A 20,717-nucleotide genomic window follows, 5' to 3' on the forward strand; every position below is an offset into this window, starting at 1 on the left:
TCTATGATTCAAAGGAGCTTTCCGCCCGATTAAGGCTCATTTCTTCAGCCGGGCCAATCGGATCGCAAGGTGCCTTCGGGCTTTATGGTCTTTTTTTTACTGGTAGGTTTTATGAAGCACATAATCAGCATCGTGCTCGCCGCGGTTCTTGTTGCAGCGGTCTATGTTTCTCAGTTTGGTATCCCGCATGCTCTGAAGTTCGGCTCAGGAACGTCAGAGCAGGGGGAGGCCGTTCCGTCTGCGACTGCCGGGCGTGATGGCCCGCCTGCCGGACGACGTCGCGGCTCCGGCTCCACCATTGTGACTCTGGCAAAAGTGGAATTCAAAAGCTACAAGGACAGCTTCAGCGCTGTTGGCACCGGACTGGCCGAGAAGAGCGTTTCGCTTGTCTCCGAAGTGTCCGGCCAGATCAAGGACGTCATGTTCGACGGCACCCAGACCGTCGAGAAAGGGGATGTTCTCATTCGGCTGGATGACGAGAGCGAGCGGATCAATGTCGACATTGCCAAGACCAAGCTTGAAACCGCCGAGGATAGCCTCGAGCGGTATCGGACCCTGCATCAGCGCAACAGTGGCGTCGTGACCGCGGTTACAATGAAAGAAGCTGAAGCGGCGGTTGCCGTGGCGCGCAGCAATCTCGCTCTTGCCGAAGTATCCTTGCGTGAGCGGGTCATTCACAGCCCGATTGCGGGTCGATTGGGGCTTTCGGATCTTGAGGTCGGCGATTTTCTGGCCAACGGCACGACCATCGTCGATATCAACAACACAGAAACCATTCGCGTCACCTTCGAACTGCCGGAACGCGCCATCAACATCCTGTCGCTCGACAAGAAGGTCAAGGCCGAGACACCCGCCATTCGGGGCAGACAGTTCGAAGGCCGGATTGTTGCCTTTGACAGCCAGATCGACCAGACCACCCGTACGGTGACCGTAAAAGCGGCCATAGATAACAAAGACGGACAGCTTTGGCCCGGCATGACCTTCACGGTTACCCTCGTGCAGGAAAGCGAGCCCCTTGCCTCCATTCCTGCCATCGCCCTTACCTGGACCCGCGACGGAACCCAGATCTGGGTGGCCAAGGACGGCAAGGTTGAGCCGCTGCCGGTTGTCTACCGCAAGCGTGAGGACGATACCATCTGGATCGAAGGAGACGTCGAGTCGGGTATGGATGTGGTCGTCGATGGCGTCCACAAGCTGCGTCCGGGAGCCAGCATTACCGTGGCCTCGCCCGAGGCCTCCAGTGAGACCACGGAGGGCACCGAATGACCAGACAGCAGATGCTGAAGGGCATGACAAGACTCTTCGTAGCCCGCCCCATTCTGGCCTTCGTCATCAATTTGCTCATCATCATCGCCGGGATCGCTGCGGTCATGGGCGTGGAAGTGCGCGAAATGCCTGACGTCGACCAGCCGTCCCTGTCCGTGCGTACGAGCTATGACGGCGCATCGGCAGAAGTGGTCGACCGCGAGGTTACATCCGTGCTTGAGGATGCCTTTGGCGCTCTGGATGGTATCAAGGCGATTTCTTCAACCTCCAGCTACGGTCGCAGCCGGATCACCCTTGATCTGAACAGTGGCGCAGATGTTGACATCGCAGCGAATGAGGCACGTGAGATCGTCTCCCAGACCCTGCGCCAGTTGCCTGACGATGTGGATGATCCAACGGTGCGCAAAAGCGACGCCGATGCCGACCCGATCATTCGGCTTGCGCTGTCGGGCAGCCAGAGCCTTGCTCAGTTGACCTCGCTGGCCGAAGGCATGATCACCGACAGGCTGTCCCTTGTTGACGGCATCGCAGAAATCACCGTAACCGGTTCGCAGGCCAAGGAATTCCGTCTCACCGTGTCGATGCCATCGCTCCTTGCGCGTGGTCTGACACTCGGGGACGTGACCAAAACCTTGAGAACCCTGCGCAACGATTATGCGCTGGGGTCCATCGAGAGCGATACCAGCACCACGATCCTGCGCTCTGTCAGTCCGGACGTGACCGCAGAATTGGTCGGTGGCCTCAGGATCAACAGCACGACCTATGTTGCCGATATTGCCGATGTGCAGTTCACCGCAGAAGACACCACCCAGTCCGCGCGCGTCAACGGGCGTCCGTCGATCGGCATCGATATCGTGCGCCAATCGGTGGGCAACACCCTGACAATTTCGCAGGACGTGCGCACCGCAGTCTCCGAGTTGCAACAGCAATTGCCGGACAACGTGTCCCTGACCATCACCACCGATGACGGTGTCTTCATTCAGGGCTCCATTGAGGAAGTGTCCAAGTCGATCCTGATGGCCATTGGCATCGTGATCGTGGTGATATTCCTCTTCTTGCGGTCCTGGCGAGCAACGCTCATTCCGGCTCTGGCCATCCCTGTGGCTCTCATCGGCACCATCGCCGCCATCTGGATTGTCGGCTTCTCCATCAACACAATCAGTCTGCTTGCACTCGTGCTTGCCACCGGCATGGTCGTCGATGATGCGATTGTCGTGGTCGAGAATATCGTGCGGCGTCGCCATGAAGGGGAGGGGCCAAGGCTCGCGGCCATCACCGGGTCGAACGAGGTTTTCTTTGCCGTCATCTCCACCACCGCGACCCTTGCGGCGGTGTTCATCCCGATTTCCTTCTTGCCCGGACAGGCTGGCGGTGTTTTTTCCGAATTCGGGTTCGTGCTCGCCTTTTGTGTCACCCTGTCCACGGTTGTCGCGCTCACCATGGCGCCCATGCTGGCTTCACTCCTCGATCCGGGCAAACCATCGCGGAAGATGATCAAGGCGGATGAAGAAGCGCGCGAGAATGGGCAAACCGAACCGAAGGATGGACCGATTGCCGGTCTCTTCCACAAGGTGATTGATCAGTCCATCCGCCTGCCATTCCTCACCCTTGGCATCGCCATGGCCTTCGCGGTCTTCGCCGTCGGTGCATCCCAGAACCTTACCAGCACGCTGACGCCGCCCGAGGATCGGGGGATGTTCTTCATCATCGCCATTGCGCCGGTCGGCTCGACCAACGACTACATGAGCACGCAGATCGAAGAGGTTGAGGGGATTCTGGAGCCCTATCGCGATAGCGGCGAGGTGACATCTGTCCTCAGCCTGATCGGACGCGGTGGTGGGCAGCTTGCCTTCGTCATCGTCCGGCTAGCCGACTGGTCCGTGCGTGAGCGGGATCAGGCCACCATAGGTGCGGAGTTCAACAAAAAGCTGTCCGTGGTTTCAGGCATCCGCGTTTTGGTGCGCAGTCCCAACTCTCTGGGGATTCGCGGCGGCGGATCGGGGCTACAGTTCGCGGTGACAGGCAACAATTATGAGACTTTGGTTAAAGGAGCCGACAAGCTGATTGCTGCGATGAATGCCGATCCGGTTTTCACCAACGCGCAATTGAGCCGGAGTGACTCGTCCCCTCAGATCAGCGTTGATATCGACCGCGACAGGGCGTTGGAACTCGGAATAACGCCTGACACCATCGCTGATACCATCTCGGCCATGACACAAGGGTTGACCGCGACATCGGTCTTCATCGACGGGGAGGAAGTCGACCTTCTGATGAAGCCTGGCGGCAAACCGATCAATGACCCCAGCGATCTGGAGCAGATCTTTGCCCGCACGAACGATGGCAACATCATTCCTCTGTCCTCCGTCGCCACCTTTGAGCAAGGGCTTAGTCAAGCATCCTACTCGCGTGAAAACGGGTCCCTTGCCGTGGGCGTGCGCGCCAACGTCGCCAACGGCGTGGCGCTTGGGCAATCCGTCTCCCGCGTCCGCGAACTGGCAAGCGAAGCCTTGCCTCTTGGCACCGGCATTACCCTGCTGGGAGAAGCTGCCGAACTCGATTCCAGTCGGTCCGGCACGATCATGATTTTCGCCATCGCGGCGATCATCGTGTTTCTGGTGCTCTCGGCGCAGTTCGAAAGCTTTGTGTCGGCGATCATCATCATGCTGACGGTGCCTTTCGGCCTTGCTGCAGCCATGCTCGCGATCACCATAACCGGCGGTACGCTCAACTATTACAGCCAGATCGGCCTCGTCATGTTGATCGGGGTGATGGCCAAGAACGGCATTCTGATTGTCGAGTTTGCCAACCAGCTGCGTGAGCGTGGGCAGGATATCGACAGTGCCATTCGCGATGCAGTTCGGTTGCGTATCCGGCCTGTAATGATGACCATGGTGTCGACTGTCTTCGGTGGCCTTCCGCTTATCCTCACATCAGGTGCCGGGGCCGAGGCGCGCACGGCCGTCGGTTGGGTCGTGGTCGGGGGGCTTGGTTTTGCCACTGTCTTCACGCTGTTCCTGATACCCGTTCTGTATCGCTGGATTGCCCCCTTTGGCGGGGAACCGGGCGGCGCTGCTCACAAAGTGCAGCGGGAAGCAGAGGCTCACGCGCTAAAAAGCGAGCAGCCTTCACCTGCCGAATGATCCGGATTTGCCGGTTTAGGGCTCACAAGTGACGATTGGAAAAGCCGTGCCCATCAACGCGCGGCTTTTTCTATGGCGGGGTTTGCGATGAGCGACAAACACTGGACATGGGACATCAGCGCTTGCGCTTGGCGGGCCTACAGAGCAAACTTAGCCGGATCGATTAATGAAAGTCCGCGCGTGTGATTGATTATTCGCGCGCAAGACAGCTTTATACAGGCACTCTATAAAAAGCATGGTATCTGGAAAATCGGGGTGCCTGTTCCGCTTTGCGATGGGCTCCCCCATCGCACCCAAAGAGGCGACACGCTAATAAGCAAGAGGGAGAGGCGCATGTCCGTCACATTGGCCGAACTGGCCCGCGAAATTGCTCAGGATCTCACCTGGTCCAATCTGATTGGCGGCAAACCGCAACCTGCCATCAGTGGCGAAACACTCGGTCTGGTGAGCCCGTCGGATGGAGAGGATTTTTGCTTCATTCCTCGCTCGGGTCTGGAGGATGTGGAAGCGGCCATCGATGCGGCACGTGACGCCTTCGAGCTTGGACCATGGGCGCGCACAAGTGCGACCGAGCGCGGGCGTGTGCTCATGCGCCTTTCCGAGCTGATCAAGCAAAACCACATGGAGCTCACCGCACTCGAAAGCCGGGACACTGGCAAGCCCTTGCGTCAGGCCGATGCGGACATAACCGTCGCTGCCCGCTATTTCGAATTCTACGGCAGTGCTGCGGACAAGATTGCCGGCGACACCATCCCAACCCTTGATGGCTACACGGCGCTCACACTGCGTGAACCGCACGGGGTGGTCGGCTCGATCATTCCATGGAATTATCCCGCCCAGATTGGCTCGCGTGTCATCGCTTCGGCGCTGGCCATGGGCAACTGTCTGGTCATGAAACCATCGGAAGAAGCCTGCCTGTCGATCCTGCGCATTGCGGAACTGGCGGGTGAAGCGGGTGTGCCCGATGGGGTGATCAATGTCGTCTGCGGTCTTGGCGAGGAAGCGGGGGCTGCCCTGTCCTCCCATTCCGACATCGACTATCTCACCTTCACCGGCTCTCCCGAAGTCGGTGCCCTCGTGCAGCGTGCCGCCGCCGTCAATCACATTGGCACCACGATGGAGCTGGGCGGCAAAAGCCCCCAGATCCTGTTTGCCGACGCCGATCTGGAAGAAGCGCTGCCGGTGATCACCAAGGCCATCATCCAGAATGCGGGCCAGACCTGTTCAGCCGGCTCGCGCCTTCTGGTGCAGCGGGAAATCTGGGACATGGTGGTGCTCGGCCTGCAGGAGCGCTTCGATGGTCTGGTGGCCAATCGTCACGACGCTGACGCAGATCTAGGCCCGCTCATCTCCCGCTCTCAGGCCGAACGCCTTGAAACCTTCATGAGCCTTGCACACGAGATGGAAATTCCGGTGCTCGCCGCTGGAACGATCGCAGAGGATGCCCCGCAAGGCGGCTATTATACTGTGCCGATCCTTTTTGGCCCCGTTCCCACGGACAGTGCCCTTGCACAACAAGAGATCTTCGGTCCGTTCCTGTCGATGATCCCCTTTGCCGATGAAGAAGAAGCCGCGCGCATCGCCAATGGCACCCCCTTCGGTCTTGTTGCCGGTGTCTGGACTGACGACGCCAAGCGCGCCATGCGCATGGCACGGGCCATCCGCGCAGGTCAGGTCTTCATCAACAGCTATGGCGCGGGCGGCGGCGTGGAACTGCCCTTTGGAGGCGTCAAAAAATCAGGCCATGGCCGCGAGAAGGGCCTTGCTGGCCTTTATGAAATGTCCGCCATCAAGACCGTGGTCATGAACCACGGCTGAAGGCAGATTATCATTTGGCTTTTTAGGGAGGAGAGGGCCATGACGGAACCAGTCGGCCGACTTGCAGGCAAAATCGCGATTGTCACGGGGGCCGCGTCCGGGTTTGGTAAGGGCATTGCCCGTCGCTTTACCGCAGAAGGGGCCAAGGTGGTAATCGCAGATCTCAACGAAGAGGGGCTTGAGAAGCTTGCCAAGGACATTGGCGCAACACCGGTCAGGGCCGATGTGACGGAGCCTGAGGATGTGGATCGCATGATCAAGGCCGCAGGTGCGCTCGGTGGGCTTGACATCCTCATCAACAATGCCGGCTTCACCCACCGCAATACCTCCATGCTGGAGGTCTCCGACGAAGAATTCGACCGCATATTCAACGTCAATGTCAAAGCCGTCTTTTTGGCAGCCAAGCGAGCCATACCACTGATGCGCCTGCGCGGAGGTGGCGTGATTCTCAACACCGCTTCCACCGCAGGCCTAAGGCCGCGCCCCGGGCTGGTTGCCTACAACAGCTCGAAAGGGGCGGTGATCTCCATGACCAAGAGCATGGCCATCGAGTTGGCGCCTGAGCAGATCCGCGTCAATGCCCTGTGTCCGGTGGCAGGCGAGACGGGCATGCTGCCGCTCTTCATGGGAGAGGATACGCCGGAAATGCGGGACAAATTCCGGTCCTCGATTCCCATCGGACGGTTGTCGACCCCGCGCGACATGGCCAATGCTGCGCTTTATCTCGCCAGCGATGAGGCTGATTTCATCACCGGCGTGGCGCTGGAAGTCGATGGCGGCCGCTGCATCTAGCGGCGGCGTATCGGTAACGCAACACGGGTTTTTTCCGATATTCGTAAGAAAGACCGGACGCCAGTTGCCCTGATGGCATATCTTTGAGATACCTCTGGTCCACCGAAAAGTCCTTAATGCGATTCTGTCGTTCTTGCTCAGGCTTAAGCGACATCAGGAGCCAACACCATGACCCTTAGCCCGCCCAGAACCTTCACCTTTCTTCTATCGCTGATCTTCGCCGTCGTCGGATATCTGATGTTCCAAGGCAACATCTCCCCGATCACGCTCGCCGGATACACGCTGACGAGCTTCTGGTCGATGACCATCGCCTATGTGCTGCTCGCTGTGGGATGCCTGCTCAGAGGCATCTGACGCGCCCGCTATTCGAGATGACCGGAAACGAAGCCGAAACCCCTAGGTGATCTTACACCAGAGTTTCGGCTTCTTCGCTTTCTTCGTCTGTCTCGATGACGCGCTGCTTGGGGAAGGAGACCTCGACCAGCGTGCCGTGCTTTTCCTTGCTACTTAGCCGCAGACGTCCACGGTTGGCCTCGACCAGCGCCTTGGTCAGAGGCAACCCAAGCCCGATGCCATCGTTCTGGCGGTTGCTGGCCAATTGGCGGAAGGGTTCGAGCGCCGACTGGATGTCTTCCTCGTTCATGCCGATGCCGGTGTCCCGGATGCGCAGCACCACATCGCCGCTTTCTTCCTGCAATGTCGAGACGATTACCTGACCGCCTGCGGGCGTGAACTTGAGCGCATTGGACAGTAGGTTGAGCACCACCTGCCTGAGGGACCGGTCATCGCCAGCAATTTGGGGCAGGCTGGAGGCGAGAGACGTGCGGATGATGATCTGCTCGCGGTTGGCCTGTGGCTGCATGATGCCAACTCCTTCGGCAACCAGCCTGTTGAGCGGCGTCGCTTCGAAGTTGAGGTCCAGCTTGCCCGACTCCACCTTGGACAGATCCATGATGTCGTTGAGCAGGGCCATGATATGGTTCCCCGAGACGCTGATGTCCTTGAGATAATCCTTGTAGCGTTCAGAGCCGATGGGGCCGAACTGCTCTTCCATCATCACTTCGGAAAAGCCCAGAATGGCATTGAGTGGCGTCCGGATCTCGTGGCTCACCCGGGTGAGGAATTCCGATTTCTGCTTGCTCGCCGTTTCAGCGCGCAATTTCTCGCTGATGATTGTTTCTTCGGTGCGCTTCCATTCGGTCACATCGCGCAAGACGGCGCAGAAGCGATTGGTTCCCGGAATGGCCACCCGCCCGAGTGTGATGAACAGCGGTATCATGCCGCCACTCGGCACCCGACCGATGATATCGCGCCCGTCATTCAGCAGGCTCGCAAAGCTGTTGTTTTTCAAACGCTCCAGATAATCGAGCACATCCTTGTGGCTCTCTTCCATGATCAGATCAAGGAAACTGTTGCCCGCCACTTCATGCCGGTCGACTTCGAACAGCGCTTCGGCAGAATGGTTCATGCGCAGGATATGGCCCGTTTCGTCCATGACCACGACGCCATCGGTGGCGGTGTCCAGGATCGCTTCGAGTTCGGCGATCTTCTCGTCTTCTTCCGAAACGCCCGTGCCCGGAGCTGTATCGGGTGCGGGCTCGAACGTCAGCATCGCGGCGGGTTTGTCGCCCCAATTGATCGAGGAAATGCAGGCAAGAACAGAGCGGTGTGCGTGATCTGCCCCGCGCAGGGTCGTCCGGCCATCGGTCTTGGTCAGCCAGTCACCGGGACGTCCGGTAAAGAGACCTTCCATGCCTCCGGCTTCCTCAAGGGTCGCCGCCGACTCGTAGCCAAGGTCCCGCAGGGCCTTTCTGGACGCAAAGAGAATTTCCGAATTGGCCGACACCAGAATGGCGGTCGGGATCTTGTTGAGCAGATCAATCAGCGGCGAATCGGTCTTGCGGTCCCAAAGCGACGAATCCTCAAGCGCTGCCACACCGGCAACGGTTGCAGCCGCAAGCACCATCGAGCTTTCCCGAATGGTCATCGGTTCGGCTGGCTCGGATGTGTCTTCGCTATCGTCATCCTCATCAACCGGGGCCGGAGATTCGATGTCGTCGACCTGATCGCGCACGCTCAACTCTTCGTCCGCATCATCCTTGCCTTCGATGGAGCTCTCATCCTGCGGCTCATCAGGCGCATCCTCAGAAGTGGCAACGTGCGCGTCATCCTCATCAACCGGTGTCGAAGCTGCCGGTTCTTCAGGTGTCGCGTCCTCAGCGATCAAATCGGCAGGCGCTTTATCCTCGGGGGCCGTTTCTTCCGCTCCTGCATGGTTCAACCCGGCGCTCCGCTCCCGTAAGCTGCGGAAGATCGGGTCCAGCACCATGATTTCCTGAAATGCCGCAGAGGTCGCCGAGCGCAACGCTGTGTCACGTTTGGGGGCTTGTCTGGATGGCTCGGGAGGGCTGACTTCGGGCGTCTTCGGCGCTGTCGGCGTTTCGCCAAAGTCGAAGACATTCTGTTCCTTCAGAAGGGTTGCCGCTTCCTCGGACAAGGCGGTAACAGAGGCCCGATCAGCGTCGCCTTCGTCTTCCTCGTCATCAATGAGAACGGGCTCTTCGTAATCGTCATCCATTTCGTCGCGGTCATCGAGCCGGGGGCGGGCACTTTCCATCAGCGCGGCGGCTATCGAGTCGAAAGCACTGCGTTCGCCAAGGCTGAGCGCATGACTATCGTCCATTTCAGGCGATGATCCGGTTTCCTCGGATGTCTCAGAGGAGGGCTCTTCTTCGCATCCCGGTTCAGGTGGTTGCAGCAGGGACGTCACGAGATCATAGGGATTGCGCGCCAGGGACAAACGCTTGGTCGCAGAATGGCTCTGCGCCTCATCAACAGTCTTGTCCTCTCCTCCGGTGGCCTCCTCATGTGGATCTCTTGGCTCTTCAGACACTGCTGTCACCTTGTCTTCGGGCGCATTTCTATCCGTGTCCGCTGCTCCATCGTCGCCGGACACGGGGGAAATCACTGCTTCGGTCGTTGCAACGGCTGTGCGGGCGACTTGAAGCAATTCATCCGACAAAAGCTCGCTTCTAGCGTCAAACTGTGGCGTTGTGATGGTCTCAAAGGGGGCATTGGGGCCGCTCTGGTCGCTTTTTTCGTCAATAGGAGCCGTTTGAGCGCGATTGATATGGCAGACGCCGAAGCCGCGAAAACCCTGAAACCCGTGATAGCGTCCGAAGACGGGAAGGCCGGTCAGCTCAATGGGAACGATCAGGTCATGCCCTTCCACGGGCCAGTAAACCGTCAAACCCGCCCAGGTGTCGCGAGATTGAAACGCCTGATCGACTTTCCGGTCGTCATCGATGGTCAACCAGTCAGCGATTTCTGGCCAATCCTTGCCAACAAGGGCCGCGTGGGCAGGGCCAACCGCTTTGGCAAGATCGTCTGAAACGAGCGTGAAACGGCCCACTTCATCGCTTTCCCAGATGAAATGGCAAGGACCAGCGGTGCCGTCAAACCGGAACTCTCCGCCCTGATCGGCCTGTTCCGTCTCGTGCCCCAGGGTGACGCGGCTATCCGTTTGAGGCTTATCGGAGCCAACCGTCAGATGCACGACCTTTGGATCATCTGCTCCGTGATCGGTGGCCTCGGTCACCAGTCGCACCGGAGCTGAGCCCGAGCCAAGATGCTCGGTGCCGGAGAAGCCTTTGGAATGATCGTCAAACAAAAAGGGCTTCACATCGCTGTCACGATGCAAATCCTGATCGGCTCCAGGGTGGGGATGATCGACGTCCTCATTGAAAATGTCCGGGAACAGTTCGGATATTTCCGCGCTAGACAGAGCCTGCGGTTCGCCGTCCGTGCCGTCATCAAATGCACTGGTCAGCAGATGAAGGTTTTCCGCCATCTGCTCGTCCAGATTGTCCGGTCGATGCAGCAGCACCAGATAATGTCTGTCCTGTTCTTCGCCGATGCGCACGAGCGCCGCGAGCGGGTCAGGCCGATCTCCCTGTCCGTCCCCTTGTGGCTCATCCGCAAGGATCGTGCAGGCCGCCAGCCGCAAAGGGGTATTGGATTCTGCAATCATGACGTGGAGCCGACCCTGATCGCGGAAAAGCGTTTCCCAGTGACCCTTGAGACTGTCGTCCTCTTCCCCCGCAGAGGTCCAGGGTTGGCCGCCGGAATCGACAAACGCGGCGGCTATGCCACCATCAGCGGCCAGAGACTCAACCAGATACCGGGCGTTTTCCTCGCAAGAGTGATTCTCACCGGTCCGCTCGGTGGCGATGACCAGCAGGACCGTTTCGCCTTCGACCTGTAGCCGCTTGCACAGACAGGAGGTCGTCACGGTCGTTTCACCCAGAAAGAATCTCAGACGGTCGAGAATCGGCGCTTCAGCCCGTGCGTTGCGCGCGAGGCGGGCGAGATGTCGCCTAGCGGGATGAACATCACCGAAGCGACGATCCAGCAGCGTATGCATGCTGTCAACGCTGAAGAAATCGAGACCAGCCCGATTCGACCAGAGGATCCGGTTTCCCTCTTCATTCCACACCCATGCCGGACGCGAATCGAGCAACACCGCACCGATCGCCGGATTGGCTGTCAGCGTCAAAAACGGCATCGCCAGAGTGGAAGGATGAGAAATGGACATTGCGTCAGATAACCTTTGGTCAGGACCGAATTTAAAAACAGGACGCCTGTCTGTCGGCTGTCGTTATATAGTTGTTAATACCTTTTCAGCGCGTCAAGGTCCATGGCATCGCGGCAGAAGATGACGGGATTGAGCCGGAATGGTTAATATAGCTGCGACAGGACAGAGAATTGATTTATAAAGCTGATTGTCAATTATACGGATGTTTGAATGATCCGTCCAGTAAGGCAAGTTTCATGCCTGTTTGATTGAACGTCCGGGGAGGCTAAGGGTTCCCCAAAATTCGGTGAACGCTATCGAGCAGACAGGCGCGTGTCTCAAATCGGGACGCTTTGCTGCAATAGCGAAGTGGCTCTTGAAGTTTCATCGCAACGCAACATTTTATAGGTACAAACAATGCGCAAATCTCGTGTGTAAATTTTATGTTGCAGTGCAATATAAAGTCTGTTATGGTGCAGCGCACAATGAGATGGAAACGGCCTCATGGAGAAGGCCTCAACCAATCGCTCAGGAGAATGGACAATGATGAAGGCCCCCGAAGGATTTGAAATTCCGACCCAGGTTCGCGAAATGGCAGAAAAGGGTGTCGAGCAGACACGCAAGGCTTATGACGAGTTTCTCGCCGCCACCAGCGAAGCCACTTCCAAGGTTGAAGGCTCAGCCGAGACCATGCGCAGCGGCGCTGCCGACATGAACAAGAAAGCCATGTCCGCTGCCGAGGAAAGCATGAATGCCTCATTTGATCTGGCCTCCAATCTGGTCAAGGCAAAAGACATTCAGGAAGTGTTTGAGCTTCAGACCAAATATGTGCAGTCGCAGATGCAGCGCTTCGGCGAAGTGGCACGCGACATGGGCGAAGCTGCAACCAAGGCCGCTGTAGACGCAACCAAAAAAGACTGAGCATGCTCAGGTGCCTCTGATCCTTCACCACCGGTCAGACCGGTGGCTTGATCGGCGCGACAAAAAGAGTGCGGCGCCTCCAGTCACGTGTCGCACAAGATGGCCGACCTGATTTCAAAACCGTCCGGAAACAGACGGGCAGAGATCTGCGAATGGTTGCAGAAAGGGAAGGGCATAGGCCCCATGCACAATGGTCAAAGCGACTGCGTGCCTGATCGCCCTGATCTGCAAGACCACAATGCGCAGGCATCGTTCCGCGTTTTCTCGTGTCCCTTTCCGTGACCTCGTAAGGTACGCCGGTTTTACCGTGTGCCTGCCGACAATCCCAAGGAATGGACAATGTCATGACCGCAACAACGAAGAAGACACCCGCAAGACGCACCCCATCCAAGGCGGCGGCATCTCCTGCTCCCGCCAAAAAGCAAGCGCCTGTCAAAGCCGGCACCGAGCCGGCAACCGGGATAGCGGCGGCGACTGAAGCCCCCAAAGAAACAACCAAAGAAGAAAAAGCAGCCCCGAAAGCTTCTCCAGAGGCTTCTGAAGTGGCCGCTTCTCTTGCTTTCACGACGTTGGATTTCTCTCAGTTCGATCTGTCGCAAAGCGCGCTGCCCGATGTGGCGCGCGAGGCGGCAGAGAAGTCCATCGCCTCGGCTCGGGATGGCTTTGAACGCTCCAGAACCGCATTCGAGGACCAAAAGGCAGCACTGGAGGAGAGCTATGACAGTGCCGCCTCTAGCGCCAAGTTGCTGAACAAGAAAGCAATTGATGCGACCCGCGACAATATGAATGCAGGGTTTTCCTTCATGGTTGATTTGCTGGGCGCCAAGACTTTGAGTGATGCCATCGAGTTGCAGACCAGTTTTGCAAGCAAACAGCTCGAAACCCTGACCGCCCAGAGCAAGGACTTTCAGGAATCGATCGGCAAGTCTTTGGAAGACATCAATGCACCGCTGAAGGCAGCCACAGACAAGACCATGGAAAAAGCCAAGGCCCTCTGATTGGCTTTGATGAACAAAAGGGGCTGGCGCTCATCCTCCCGGAATGCCGCCCCGCCTCCTTTGTTGGGGACTGAAGAAGCGACTCGCGCTCATGTACCCGGATCCCGCCATCGCCTATGTCTTACCCTGCAAGGCATTCCCCCCAAGTCGTGGCCTATTTGGTCGCCCATGTTGATCGATGCGGTCGGTCGTTGAGTGACATTTTATTGACAATCTGTGGGCAGTTCCCACATCTGCCCTTGCATTTTTCAGCCAGCGCGAATAATAAACGCCCACTGTCAGGTGATATGCAGTCGTAGCTCAGTTGGTTAGAGCGTCGGATTGTGGCTCCGAAGGCCGGTGGTTCAAATCCACCCGACTGTACCACTTTTCTCCCTTAAAAATTGAAAATGACAAGACAAATCAAACGCTTGTGCGGTTGGTTTTTCGTTGTCTTGTGCATCACAGGTTTTTGTGAAACTGTGTGTCACAGTGTGGTACACGATGCGCGATGATGATAAATATTAGTAAAGCCGAAATGGGCGCTTTCACTATGTCAGAAGGATGCCTGCGGACCTTTAGAAACACTATCCCTATAAGTGCCCGATTCAAAGTTTATAATACATAACAATATGTTGCCAAACGTCGGATCATAACCCTGATGCTTGCAATTGTGACCCATGTTTCTGAACTGGCGATAGAAGCCCCCCAGTCCTTTGCCAATCTGCGACACCGACCAAACCACCCAAAGGTGCGCTTAACCACCCCTCGTCTAGGAAGGGCCTCCAAGCCCTTGGTTGTGTCCGAACGTTTGATGATTTCAACGGTCCAGTCGCCATACCCCTTCAAAGCCGCCCGCAATTTCTCTCCAGCATAACAACCATCAGCAAAGACATGTCGCAGCAATGGGACGCGGCCGCGGATAGCCTTAATCACGTCAGGAGCTCCATCCCTATCCTGAATATCGGCGGCATGGACGATAACATGTAGCATCAGGCCAAGGGTGTCGGTAATGATATGGCGCTTGCGACCCGTGATCTTTTTCCCTACATCATAGCCGGAAAGCCCGCCGCTTTCCGTTGTTTTGACGCTTTGGCTATCAATGACACCAGCATCGAAACGGGCAACGCTTTCCTTCAGATGCTCGGAGTGCTAGCAGAATTCGAGACCAACATCAGGCGAGAGCATCAACTTGAAGGCATAGCCAAGGTCAAGGAAGCTGGGAAGTATCGGGCGCGCAAGAAGTCCATCGACCGAGAGGCTATCATCAAACTCCAACAAGAGGACAAGGGACCAGCAGCCATTGCAAAGGAGCTGGGAGTTGCGCGGTCCAGTGTGTGCCGACTGCTTTAGGAAGCTCAACAATAGGGCCTCGCCTTTATGTAACGACTCTCTGTTCTCTTACTCGCATAGACGATTGAAGTTGCGTCCCACCCGGTACGGGGGAGCTTCAGTCTTCACATGCCTACGATTACGGCCTCACAAATTTCACGCAGAATATGCCGCCTGAGGTAAACAGTCGTCAGGAACGCTCAGGGCCTCGCTGCTGCGTTTTGGGTGCTGCGCTACTCCCGCCAGATAGTTTACGAACGAATTCTATGGTGCTCTGAGGGTTTCCACAGGGACGAAAAAGGTGGAGTGGCAAGGGACTATGGAGAATTTTGTGCCCTGGCGCTTTGATTACGCCATTTGGAAACGATCTTCGAACATTATTGCGAACTGGCTTTTCACTGAGTGCCATTCGCGCACGGAGCGTTTCCATTCCACAGAAGTAGCATTCAGGGCGAGATAAATCAATTTCGCAGCTGCCTCGTCACTGGGGAAATGCCCGCGGGAGCGAACGGCCCGGCGGATTTTCGAGTTCAGTGCTTCAATGGCGTTCGTGGTGTAGATCAGCCTGCGCACCTGGGGCGGATAGTCGAGGAACGGGATCACCTCGTTCCAGGCCCGGCGCCAACTCGGCGCGATTGCCGGGTATTTGGCGGCAAGGTCGTTGTTTTCGAACTCCGCCAGCGCAGTCGCGTCCACAGCGGTGTAGACAGCCTTAAGAGCCGCTGCGACGGCCTTGCGATCCTTGTAGCTGGCAAAGCTCATGGAATGGCGCAGCAGATGCACGATACAGGTCTGGACCTGGGTCTGAGGAAAGGCTGCCTCGATGGCCTGGGGGAAGCCCTTCAGACCGTCCACGACGGCGATGAGAATGTCCTGAACGCCACGGTTGCGCAGATCGCTGAGAACTTTAGCCCAGAACTTGGCACCCTCATTGGCCTGGAACCAAAGCCCCAGAACGTCGCGGGTGCCGTCCGGGAGAACAGCCAGGGCCACAAAAACCGCCTTGTTCAGAACCACGCCGTCGGTGCGGATCTTGACCCGGATCGCGTCCATGAACACAATCGGATAACACGGTTCCAGCGGGCGGTTCTGCCAGGCGGTCACTTCCTCCATCACGGCATCGGTGATCGCCGAAATCAGGCTCGGGGACGCCTCTATACCATAGATATCCTCGATATGCCCCTGGATCTCGCGGGTCGTCATCCCGCGCGCGTACATGCTGATGATCTTGGTGTCGAACTCGGGAAAGCGGCGCTGATACTTGGCGATCAGCAGAGGATCAAAGCTGCCGTTGCGGTCACGGGGAATGTCGAGAATGACCTTCCCGCTGTCGGTGGTCACCGTCTTCTGGCTGCGGCCATTGCGACGATTTGGCGCCTGGTTCGCGCCTTCAGGCGGCGCATCGGCGCGTTCTTCGGTCAGATGCTCGTCCAGTTCGGCGCTCAGGGCTCGTTCGGCCTGCGCCTTGGTCAGTTCTTGCAGAATCCCGTCCTCTCCGAACAGATCGCCCGCTTTGCGGCCTTTCATCAGATGATCCAAAAGGGCTTTGTCGATGCTCATACGTGGGTCTCCTCATATTAGAGTTACCACGCCAGGGCACAAAATTCTCCATAGTCCCAGTGGCAAAGAAGGGCAACAATGGCAGCCCTCCCGTAAAACATAGCTCATGCTGTCCATTCTGGACATGTAGGCATGGACATCTAGTAGTCTACTTCAGGATCCCCATAGGGCAACCTGAGCTGCCTTCTCAGCTTCTGCTTCTCGTCTTTTCTCCTCCCAAGAGGAGGTCAGCTCATCCGCATCTTCAAGGTCATCACTGAGCTCCGCGATGGTTTCCCGCAGTGGATCCCACCACTCGAATGACTGCATGAGCATCTTGGGCAACCTTTGGTCCACCATGGTAAGCGCCAAAGCGAATGCATCAGTGTCCTGAAAGGCCCGTGGTCCAACTGCTCGGCTCATGTCCTTGCATAACCTCAAGGCTCGCTTGTTCATCTCTGCGTTGAAGTCTATTTCCTCATTTGCCTTTGCTCCATCTGCTTCTCTTCTTGCGGCCTCCCACGACATATCGCATAGGTCCTGAAGTGTCCTTTCGGCCTCCTCAAGCAGCTGCTCCTTTACCTTGCGCATGTTTCCAATCGAGCTGCACAAGCCTTGTGGATCTTGGTCTTGGAAAGGTCGGTTGCCAGCACAAGACGCCACGCGCCGTTCAGCCTGTCATCCTTGGTCATCGGCAGTTGGTTTTTCGAATTGAGGGCCACGCTCTGCGCCATCGCTTCGTTCAGGGTCCCTTCAAAGACCTCCACGGGTAGCCGTTGCCCTGGGCTTCGGCATAGACATCCTTGATGTCGTCAGAAAGGGCCCTTTTTCCTTTTCAAGTCGCTCGATGCGCTCGACTAGGGCTCGCAGTTGATCGGCGGCAACGCCTCCGGGATTTGTCATGGTTCAGACTACTGCCAATAGAAGAAGGGGGGAGGAGACAGACGAGGACGCAGCCCAGGGCGGCTATGAATGCGGGCGCGTGACGGAAATCACGCAGCACATGCATTGCTGCTGGTTTGATGCCGCTCTTCTGGTCTGGGACATAGATCATCGGTCTGTCTCCTGTGGGGTGCTCTCGTTGCCCGCTTTGCGGCCAACTGGCGCGCGCGATGCGCTTGCTGTCGACGGCGGCGGCCATGCCGCCTTGTCTCAGGTGTGAAAGGGGCTTTCTGGATTGTGCGGATCAATCTCATGCATCGTCTGGAACAGCAGGCGGACATTGCAGAAGACCGTGTTCTTGCGAACTATGGCGGCGCAGCGCTGTTGAGGCCGCATATCCTGATCGTTCAGGCACTCGGTGAACTTAGCTTCCATCAGTTGGAGCAGGTCATCGAGGGCCACATAGACCGCCTTCCAATCATCGGGCCCTGGCTCTGGTGTGATGTCACCGCCCAGGGCGCAGGGCGTCTCATGGTCATACTCGACCGTTCCGGTGATCGACTGACCACAAGCGGCGCAGCGGCCACCGGCGCGCAAGAACGCCTCAGCTTTTGTCTTTTGGGAGAATTCTGCCCGCTCTGTTTTCAGCGGCTCGACCGGCTCTTTAACTGCAAGCATTGTGTGCCCCTATCAGTAGTGGTGATTGGGGAAGCGTGGAAGGGTGAAAGTACCCAGTCAATCAATAAAAGGGTGAAAACACCCATTTGTGCGAGGGGAATGCTTCAGACGCAGACCAAAGCCGCAAACGGCGTGAGGCAATCTCATTCGTCTATTCTTGGAATACCTGAAACCCGACTAGAAAAGTGAGTTTTTCAACGGTATTCGCCCGTTTTGCCGCATGGTCTTTCGATCGTTTGGTTGCGTTGCAGCTTATGTCCGAAAGGTCCTGTGTGGATGGCTCCTTTTTTGCAAGTCCTATTTGGTGTTTTCCATTGTCAGAAGCGGTCTTGTGTTCGGCCTGTTGACGCGACATACATGGCCGCTGGCCCTGATGGTTTCCACTAACCAAGTCCCATTCCGCATATCGAACAGCTAGCGTTCGGGACCTTTCTCGGGTTTCTTGGTTTCGGGCTGACAATTTCCATCACTTCGTGGGTCTTGCAATTATCCTATTTCGTTTGGTTTGTTTCAGTTCAGACTGTTCTTACCTTGTAAGGTTCGTTGCGCGTTAGGACTGCCCAAATCATTCGAGCTGTCTTGTTGGCCATGGCTATCGCAGCCAGCATGCGTGGCTTGCGCGACAACATATCTGCAAACCATGGATCGAATTTCTCCGGTTCTGCCTGGATTCTACGAATACGGGAAGTCATGCCGAGGAATAATAGACGACGAATATATTGGTCTCCCATCTTGGATATGTGACCTAACCGCTCTTTCCCACCGCTCGATTTGTTGAGCGGGGTAAGCCCCAGCCAAGCAGAAAACTGTCGGCCATTCTTGAATTGTTTGCCACTGCCAATCGTTGCAACAATCGCTGACGCAATAACAGGCCCAACTCCCGGAATTGTCTCAAGCAGCGCCACCCGGCTTTCATTCTTAGCAATTTGTTTGATCTGGCGAGTACAACGGTTGATTTTTTCATGTAGTTGCCGCAACAGCTCACAGAGTTCGAAAATCACATCGCTGGCAATTGAGGGAATGTCTGGCTGTTCTCCGTTCAGACATTCTTTTGCAAAATGTAACGCGTGATAAACACCCTGCGCGATGACAATGCCAAACTCACCCAATTGTGCCCGCAGCATATTGATCAACTGGGTTCGTTGTCGAACCAGAAGATTTCGAGTGCGATGAACCGACAATATTGCTTGCTGCTCCGGGGTCTTGATTTCAACAAATCGCATAGTTGGGCGGGTTACGGCTTCGCAGATAGCTTCCGCATCTACAGCATCAGATTTGCCGCGCTTTACATATGGCTTGACGTATGCAGGTGGGATCAGTTTGACAGGGTGACCTAAATTGCTAATTTCGCGTGCCCAGTAATGACTGGTACCGCAGGCTTCAATGCCAACTAAACATGGCTTGAGGCTTTTAAAGAATGCGAGGACTTGAGATCTACGCAAAGACCGGTTGAATGCTATCTTACCGTTGGCATCAATGCCGTGGACCTGAAATATGTTTTTCGCCAAATCAAGGCCGATTGTTGTAACTTGCATGGGGTGACTCCTCTCGAACAGCATATGACAATTGCAGTATGGCGCATTTCGGCGCCGGTGGTGCAGGAGCCATCCACACCATCCGCAGAGCCGTTGTTGGTCTGGGCTTCAATGCTGCAGTTCTCGACGAACGGCAGGATCGGGAAACAGTTTTTCGGACTGAATTTCAGGGAACTCGTGTGATGCTGATAACCTTGGCGAGGATCCTCACTTCCTCGTCTGTGCCTTGCTCCAACCGATTTTGAATCCGGAGTGGTTCCTGAAAATCCGGGTGCGTGCTTTCGGGCCAGAGTTCGAAGTCGCCATTCTTTCGCACACGTTTGGCTGTTGTCTCGATCATCGCGCCCTGGAACTTTGAGCGCTGGACAATGACGAGCTCGCCATCTTTGACATCCCAGGCGCCACCATTGATCAACTCGACGCAATGGAGTGTCGAACCATCAGGCGCGATCTTGTTCAGGCTCTCTCCGCGAACAACGAGCGCAAACTGATGGTCTGAAGGATAGCGGTCATTCGACACAGTCGGCGCATACTGAGGCGGCTCGTCCAGGTCCTGTGCCAGATCGTCGTGTTCTCGCCATAAGCCAGCGGCCACTTCGCCTCTTATGGGGATCCGCCCAAGTCTCTGTGTTGACGGTGACACATTGCCCGTCTGTTCAGGCAACTGATCGGTGGCGTTCGGCTGACCCTTACCCTCCAAGAGCCATTCCGACGACGTTTCGAGCGCTTGTGCTATCAATTTCAAATTGATGGCGCTCGGCGTATTCGATTGTCCCCTTAGGACGTTCCTGATCAGTTCTCGAGATTTGCCTACGCGAGCACCTGCGCTGGACGGGTTAAGCCCCAGCTCTGCCATGCGGTTTTGAATACGGTCTGCTAATGAGTCGGTCATATGGGGCATTTTACCCGAAATCAATAAAGATTTGATTAGGGTGAAATTACCCTTGACAGATTTGCTTTAAAGGGTGAAATTACCCATACGATGACACTCCATGACAAGCTTTTGCGGGTCGCTAACAGCTATTCTGAAATTGTTTCGAGACGTCTTTCCGCTGTCTCCCGTCAGTTTTTCAATGACGGCCAGAAGCTGCTTGCGATTGAACACGGCGCAACACTCACCTGCATTCGCTATGAACAGGCAATGCGAGACTTTGCCTTGAATTGGCCTGAGGGCAGTGAATGGCCCTCTGATGTCGACTGGCCGTCTGATGTGCCTCGGCAGTCAGTGGCTAAAGAGCCGGCGTAGTCATCAAACAGTTTGGGT

The 20,717-nt window shown here is 56.6% G+C and carries 17 protein-coding genes, 1 tRNA gene and 2 pseudogenes; 11 read left to right on the forward strand and 9 right to left on the reverse strand.

All coding sequences use genetic code 11. From position 1 onward, the window contains the following. The first annotated feature begins 111 nt into the window (after nucleotides 1-111). From CPH65_RS10975 to CPH65_RS10995, 5 genes are all read left to right on the forward strand, one after another. On the forward strand, nucleotides 112-1,266 hold the full coding sequence (locus CPH65_RS10975) for an efflux RND transporter periplasmic adaptor subunit (RefSeq protein WP_157747624.1): 1,155 nt from the start codon (nucleotides 112-114) through the stop codon (nucleotides 1,264-1,266). After that, nucleotides 1,263-4,406, forward strand: a complete 3,144-nt coding sequence (locus tag CPH65_RS10980; RefSeq protein ID WP_096173509.1) for an efflux RND transporter permease subunit — start codon at nucleotides 1,263-1,265, stop codon at nucleotides 4,404-4,406. Before CPH65_RS10975 ends, CPH65_RS10980 begins: the two co-directional genes overlap by 4 nt. Before the next feature lie 333 nt (nucleotides 4,407-4,739). Continuing rightward, a complete protein-coding gene (locus tag CPH65_RS10985; RefSeq protein ID WP_096173510.1) occupies nucleotides 4,740-6,224 on the forward strand; it encodes an aldehyde dehydrogenase family protein in 1,485 nt (494 codons plus the stop codon). 39 nt (nucleotides 6,225-6,263) lie between these two features. After that, the gene (locus CPH65_RS10990) at nucleotides 6,264-7,016 is read left to right on the forward strand and encodes a glucose 1-dehydrogenase (protein ID WP_096173511.1); all 753 of its coding nucleotides are present in this window, start codon (nucleotides 6,264-6,266) and stop codon (nucleotides 7,014-7,016) included. A gap of 168 nt (nucleotides 7,017-7,184) precedes the next feature. Continuing rightward, on the forward strand, nucleotides 7,185-7,370 hold the full coding sequence (locus CPH65_RS10995) for a hypothetical protein (RefSeq protein WP_096173512.1): 186 nt from the start codon (nucleotides 7,185-7,187) through the stop codon (nucleotides 7,368-7,370). 52 nt (nucleotides 7,371-7,422) lie between these two features. Here the strand turns inward: CPH65_RS10995 and CPH65_RS11000 are convergent, their stop codons facing one another. After that, complete coding sequence (locus CPH65_RS11000; protein ID WP_096173513.1) at nucleotides 7,423-11,610, reverse strand: ATP-binding protein; 4,188 nt, start codon at nucleotides 11,608-11,610, stop codon at nucleotides 7,423-7,425. Between the two features lie 522 nt (nucleotides 11,611-12,132). Here CPH65_RS11000 and CPH65_RS11005 point away from each other — a divergent pair. The 3 genes from CPH65_RS11005 (at nucleotide 12,133) to CPH65_RS11015 (ending at nucleotide 13,874) form a co-directional block, all read left to right on the forward strand. Next, nucleotides 12,133-12,510 (forward strand): phasin, encoded by a 378-nt coding sequence (locus CPH65_RS11005; RefSeq protein ID WP_157747625.1) that lies wholly within the window; start codon nucleotides 12,133-12,135, stop codon nucleotides 12,508-12,510. A gap of 344 nt (nucleotides 12,511-12,854) precedes the next feature. Continuing rightward, nucleotides 12,855-13,508, forward strand: a complete 654-nt coding sequence (locus tag CPH65_RS11010; RefSeq protein WP_157747626.1) for a phasin family protein — start codon at nucleotides 12,855-12,857, stop codon at nucleotides 13,506-13,508. Nucleotides 13,509-13,797: 289 nt separating this feature from the next. Further along, nucleotides 13,798-13,874, forward strand: a tRNA-His gene (locus CPH65_RS11015). A gap of 228 nt (nucleotides 13,875-14,102) precedes the next feature. Here the strand turns inward: CPH65_RS11015 and CPH65_RS11020 are convergent. Next, a pseudogene (locus CPH65_RS11020) lies at nucleotides 14,103-14,600 on the reverse strand (IS5 family transposase); the annotation flags it as partial. A gap of 27 nt (nucleotides 14,601-14,627) precedes the next feature. Here CPH65_RS11020 and CPH65_RS24560 point away from each other — a divergent pair. Then, complete coding sequence (locus tag CPH65_RS24560) at nucleotides 14,628-14,840, forward strand: hypothetical protein (protein ID WP_244574633.1); 213 nt, start codon at nucleotides 14,628-14,630, stop codon at nucleotides 14,838-14,840. 327 nt (nucleotides 14,841-15,167) lie between these two features. On the opposite strand, the gene CPH65_RS11030 is transcribed toward CPH65_RS24560, so the two are convergent. From CPH65_RS11030 to CPH65_RS11040, 4 genes and pseudogenes are all read right to left on the reverse strand, one after another. Continuing rightward, on the reverse strand, nucleotides 15,168-16,379 hold the full coding sequence (locus CPH65_RS11030; RefSeq protein ID WP_096173517.1) for an IS256 family transposase: 1,212 nt from the start codon (nucleotides 16,377-16,379) through the stop codon (nucleotides 15,168-15,170). 153 nt (nucleotides 16,380-16,532) lie between these two features. Then, nucleotides 16,533-16,949 carry a hypothetical protein gene (locus CPH65_RS24105; protein ID WP_096173518.1) on the reverse strand — a complete coding sequence of 139 codons (417 nt, stop codon included), beginning with the start codon at nucleotides 16,947-16,949 and terminating at the stop codon, nucleotides 16,533-16,535. Continuing rightward, entirely contained in the window at nucleotides 16,937-17,092 is a 156-nt protein-coding gene (locus CPH65_RS24110; protein WP_172891504.1) for a hypothetical protein, read from the reverse strand. The genes CPH65_RS24105 and CPH65_RS24110 overlap by 13 nt, the downstream gene beginning before the upstream one ends. Nucleotides 17,093-17,109: 17 nt before the next feature. Then, nucleotides 17,110-17,261, reverse strand: a pseudogene (locus CPH65_RS11040) (DUF2312 domain-containing protein); the annotation flags it as partial. On the opposite strand from CPH65_RS11040, the gene CPH65_RS23860 reads away from it, so the two are divergent. Continuing rightward, the gene (locus tag CPH65_RS23860) at nucleotides 17,260-17,520 is read left to right on the forward strand and encodes a hypothetical protein (RefSeq protein WP_157747628.1); all 261 of its coding nucleotides are present in this window, start codon (nucleotides 17,260-17,262) and stop codon (nucleotides 17,518-17,520) included. The pseudogene CPH65_RS11040 and the gene CPH65_RS23860 overlap by 2 nt on opposite strands. On the opposite strand, the gene CPH65_RS11045 is transcribed toward CPH65_RS23860, so the two are convergent. The 3 genes from CPH65_RS11045 to CPH65_RS11060 all read right to left on the reverse strand — a co-directional run bounded on the left by CPH65_RS11045 (nucleotide 17,511) and on the right by CPH65_RS11060 (nucleotide 20,354). After that, nucleotides 17,511-17,918: a hypothetical protein gene (locus CPH65_RS11045; RefSeq protein WP_096173519.1), complete on the reverse strand. Its 408-nt coding sequence runs from the start codon at nucleotides 17,916-17,918 to the stop codon at nucleotides 17,511-17,513. The two genes, CPH65_RS23860 and CPH65_RS11045, sit on opposite strands and share 10 nt — an antisense overlap. A gap of 515 nt (nucleotides 17,919-18,433) precedes the next feature. After that, nucleotides 18,434-19,453: an IS110 family transposase gene (locus CPH65_RS11055; protein WP_096176279.1), complete on the reverse strand. Its 1,020-nt coding sequence runs from the start codon at nucleotides 19,451-19,453 to the stop codon at nucleotides 18,434-18,436. A 166-nt stretch (nucleotides 19,454-19,619) separates the two neighbouring features. Then, complete coding sequence (locus CPH65_RS11060) at nucleotides 19,620-20,354, reverse strand: LexA family transcriptional regulator (protein ID WP_157747629.1); 735 nt, start codon at nucleotides 20,352-20,354, stop codon at nucleotides 19,620-19,622. 81 nt (nucleotides 20,355-20,435) lie between these two features. Here CPH65_RS11060 and CPH65_RS11065 point away from each other — a divergent pair, with 81 nt between their 5' ends. Further along, complete coding sequence (locus CPH65_RS11065) at nucleotides 20,436-20,699, forward strand: hypothetical protein (protein ID WP_096173522.1); 264 nt, start codon at nucleotides 20,436-20,438, stop codon at nucleotides 20,697-20,699. Nucleotides 20,700-20,717 lie beyond the last annotated feature (18 nt).

The sequence above is a fragment of the Cohaesibacter sp. ES.047 genome (assembly GCF_900215505.1).
Classification (GTDB): Bacteria; Pseudomonadota; Alphaproteobacteria; order Rhizobiales; family Cohaesibacteraceae; genus Cohaesibacter.